This is a genomic window from Jiella sonneratiae (assembly GCF_017353515.1).
Classification (GTDB): Bacteria; Pseudomonadota; Alphaproteobacteria; order Rhizobiales; family Rhizobiaceae; genus Jiella; species Jiella sonneratiae.
In genome coordinates, this window is record NZ_JAFMPY010000061.1 from 1 (window position 1) to 2449 (window position 2449).

Sequence of the window (2449 nt, forward strand, 5' to 3'; positions counted from 1 at the left end):
CCCCGAACTCAACCCGGTCGAGAACGTCTGGCAGTATCTGCGCCAGAACAAACTCGCCATAACCGTCTTCGACGACTATGCCCACATCGTCGACGTCTGCTGCGATGCATGGACATTCTTCGCACGAGACCCGGCAACCGTCGCATCAATCACCCGACGATCATGGGCACAGGTCAAGGGTTAGGACGGTTGGTATGAGCTGGATGGTGAGCGGAACCCGCCTCGTCCCCTTGCAATCGTGCCCCTTTCCGTACGCGCCGCTGACCACCGCCTGAAGCGGTGATCGACGACGACGGCGGCCGAAAGCGCGCCGGCCCGGCATGGTCGGCCGGCGCGGCTTGGCGGCGCTTGTCGCGCCTCGCGTCGTTGCCGATCCTCGCCGATGGCCCCCGGCATCCACTGCGTTCGGCGCCTGGCGAGACGACGATCCCCCGCCGATCCTCCTCCGGGGACTTCCCGGGCGAGCTTTGAGCGCGCCGGGCGGCTCGGTCCGCGCGGCGGGTATTAAATTGGCGGCGCGCGTCTCGATAAAGTCGCTCGTCCTGCATGAAGGGCGCAGAGTGAGCGCTCAGACAACTGGACGCGACGCGTCGGGCTCGTCGAAATCGGGTTGAATTTCCCGGCCGATGCTTTGCCGGCAAAGCAGGCGATCACCGTTGCATCGAGGGCACGGTGCGTCAGAGATCGGAGGGTTCGAACAGGTCGCCAGCGGGGCCGATGGTGATCCGCGTGCTGAATCGGGCGAAATCGTGGTCTTCGGCGTCCAGCGCCTGACGCAGGCTGTCGAGGGCGTCGTTATTGGCCTGCAGGCGACGCAGAAGGCCTTTTTCTTCAAACAGATCCGGAGCGTCGACCCATGTCCAGGCGGACATGGCGACATCCTCAGTCCGGTCTTCTCCCCTCGATGCCACGGCGATCCCTCCTGTCCGAAATCGATGAATCCGGCACTTCCAAGGCAACGAGGCGACCATAGACCATCGCAGACGGTTTGCTAAGAGTTTTCTGCTCGTCTGTTGCGCCTGTTCAACAAAACTTGAGTGGCCGATGCGCCCGACTGTGCCGGCGCCGGTGCGCGGGCCGGCCCTCTTCCCCCCGAGCGTCTCCCAGGCGAATCGCATATGGGCGCCGGCGGTTTGAAGCTGATCGGGCTTGCGGTTTCGGCTGGCATTGATTCTGGAAGTCTCCATGGAGTTTTTCCGTGGAGGCGAAGATGGATCGATTTGTCGAATGCTTCAGCGAAGTGGAGGACCCGCGGGCCGGCAATGCGCGGCACGATCTCGTCGAACTCTTGTTCATCGCGCTTCTGGCCAGTCTTTGCGGCGCCCGCAGCTGCGAGGACTTCGAGGAATTCGGCCTTTCCAAGCGCGATCTGCTCGCAAAGTTCTTGACGCTGCGCCACGGAACGCCGAGCCACGACACCTTCAGCCGGGTGTTCCGGCTGCTCGATCCCGCCGGCTTCGAAAAGGCCTTCCTCGCCTTCATGGCGCGCTTTGCCGAAGGCCTCGCCGGCGTCGTCGCTTTCGACGGCAAGTCGTTGAAGCGGGCCTACGACAAGGGCGGGGCCTACATGCCGAAAATGATGGTCTCGGCCTTTGCCGCCGAGACCCGGCTGACCCTGGCGAACCTTCAGGCCGCCGGCGGCAACGAGCGCGACGCGGTCCTGCAGCTCGTCGACCTCATCAGCCTGAAAGGCTGCCTCGTCACCGCCGACGCGCTGCACTGCCATGAAGAACTGGCCGGACGGATCGTCGCCGGCAAGGGCGACTATGCCCTGCGGCTGAAGGCCAATCAGCCCACTTTGCTGGCCGGCGCCAAGGCCGCCCTTGCGGGCGCGGGCGTCAAGAGCGCCACCGACGTCGCCCGGCGAAACGGCAAGGCGGTGATCCGCACGGCCGACGTCGCGCCCGCCGCCGCGCTGGCGGTCAAGACCGGCTTCCCGGGCCTCAAGGCCGTCGCGAGGCTGACCGTCGAGCAGCCCGGCGCCGAGACCGAACAGCGCTTCTACCTTCTCTCCCGCAAGCTGACGCCCGAACGCCTCATCCAGGTGACGCGCAGCCACTGGGCCATCGAAAACAGCCTGCATTGGATCCTCGATACCGCCTTTGCCGAAGATCATGCCCGATCCCGCAAGGACAACGCGCCGCACAACCTCGCCGTCATGCGCCGCCTCGCCCTCAACGTCGCAAGGCTGCACCCCGACAAGACCCCCATGCGCCGAAAACTCCTCAAGGCCGGATGGGACGAGAGCTTCTTCTTCGAGAGCTATGGCTGATTTTGGGTGACGGGTCCGATCAGGCGGCGCGTTGATCGGCGTCTGGGCTGACCGCGACGCCGTCGGTGAATGTGACGCCCGCAATGACCATCGGCAAGCGATTTTCGCCTTTCAGCTTCCGCCAAGTTTTTGAAGCGGCCATGACGAGCTTGAAGACCATGAGCTCGGCGGTCTTGT

General features: G+C 64.6%; 2 protein-coding genes and 2 pseudogenes. 2 read left to right on the forward strand and 2 right to left on the reverse strand.

Features of this window, described 5'->3' with window-relative positions; translation table 11 throughout:
* A pseudogene (locus tag J1C47_RS23385) lies at positions 1-184 on the forward strand (IS630-like element ISAli3 family transposase); the annotation flags it as partial.
* Between the two features lie 493 nt (positions 185-677).
* Here the strand turns inward: J1C47_RS23385 and J1C47_RS23390 are convergent.
* Positions 678-1187 carry a hypothetical protein gene (locus J1C47_RS23390; RefSeq protein ID WP_207353211.1) on the reverse strand — a complete coding sequence of 170 codons (510 nt, stop codon included), beginning with the start codon at positions 1185-1187 and terminating at the stop codon, positions 678-680.
* A gap of 23 nt (positions 1188-1210) precedes the next feature.
* Between J1C47_RS23390 and J1C47_RS23395 the strand changes: the two genes are divergently transcribed.
* Entirely contained in the window at positions 1211-2272 is a 1062-nt protein-coding gene (locus J1C47_RS23395; RefSeq protein ID WP_207353212.1) for an ISAs1 family transposase, read from the forward strand.
* Between the two features lie 19 nt (positions 2273-2291).
* On the opposite strand, the pseudogene J1C47_RS23400 reads toward J1C47_RS23395, so the two are convergent.
* A pseudogene (locus tag J1C47_RS23400) lies at positions 2292-2449 on the reverse strand (IS256 family transposase); the annotation flags it as partial.

What these genes read in the sequence shown, in the direction of transcription:
- J1C47_RS23395 (WP_207353212.1), top strand. Translation starts at nt 1,211, where the DNA reads ATGGATCGATTTGTCGAATGCTTCAGCGAAGTGGAGGACCCGCGGGCC.
- J1C47_RS23390 (WP_207353211.1), bottom strand. Translation starts at nt 1,187, where the DNA reads ATGGAGACTTCCAGAATCAATGCCAGCCGAAACCGCAAGCCCGATCAG.